This window comes from Sphingomonas sanguinis NBRC 13937, from assembly GCF_001591005.1.
GTDB lineage: Bacteria > Pseudomonadota > Alphaproteobacteria > Sphingomonadales > Sphingomonadaceae > Sphingomonas > Sphingomonas sanguinis.
Window position 1 is genome coordinate 1 of the sequence record NZ_BCTY01000129.1, and the last position, 798, is coordinate 798.

At 69.0% G+C, this 798-nt stretch carries 1 protein-coding gene and 1 pseudogene; both read right to left on the reverse strand.

Going from position 1 to position 798, the window contains the following annotated elements; genetic code table 11:
* The coding region (locus tag SSA01S_RS18900) for a chemotaxis protein CheW (protein WP_174521630.1) at positions 1-261 on the reverse strand (261 nt) is incomplete at its 3' end.
* A pseudogene (locus tag SSA01S_RS18905) lies at positions 258-798 on the reverse strand (methyl-accepting chemotaxis protein); the annotation flags it as partial. The pseudogene SSA01S_RS18905 and the gene SSA01S_RS18900, both read right to left, overlap by 4 nt.

Below are 798 nucleotides of genomic sequence, written 5' to 3' on the forward strand. Positions count from 1 at the left end.
GCTGCCGGGCATGTCGACGACCAGGATTCGCGTCGTCAGCGTCACCTCGGCGGGCGCCAGCCCCAGCCGGACCCGCAGGTCGACCATGGGCACCGACGTACCGCGCACATCGGTCAGCCCCAGAAACCAGTCGGGGGCATGCGGCACCCGATAGGCGTTGCGATGATCCAGGATTTCGCGGACCGTGGTCACGGGGAGGGCGAATTCCTCCTCCCCGAGACCGAAGACGACGACCTGGATGTCCCCGCCAGCATGGGTCATGCCGCGCGTCCGAACTCGGCATCCTCGCCGTCCGGACCGCCATTGGTCAGGTCGAGCGCGAAGCCGCGGACCCGAGCCTGCTGATCGGCGACCGAACCGGCACGCGGAGCCGATTTGGCGGGCTTGGCGGGCTTGGACACCGCCGTGCGGGCAACGGGCTTGCGGGCCACCGACTTGGGCTGGACACCGCGTGCGCCGCGGTCGACGCGGAAGTAGGCGATGCTTTCCTGAAGCTCCTCGGCCTGGCTGGCCAGCTCTTCCGAGGTGGAGGAGATCTGCTCGGACGCCGAGGCGTTCTGCTGCGTCACCTTGTCGAGCTGCTGGATCGCCTCGTTGATCTGGACCGCGCCGATATCCTGCTCGCGGCAGGCGGCGCTGATCTCGGCGACCAATTCGGCGGTGCGACGAATATCGGGCACCAGCTTCACCAGCATGTCACCCGCCTGGGTGGCAGCGCCCACCGTATCCGACGACATGCCGCTGATCTCGGCGGCGGCCGACTGGCTGCGCTCGGCCAGCTTGCGGACCTCGGCGGCA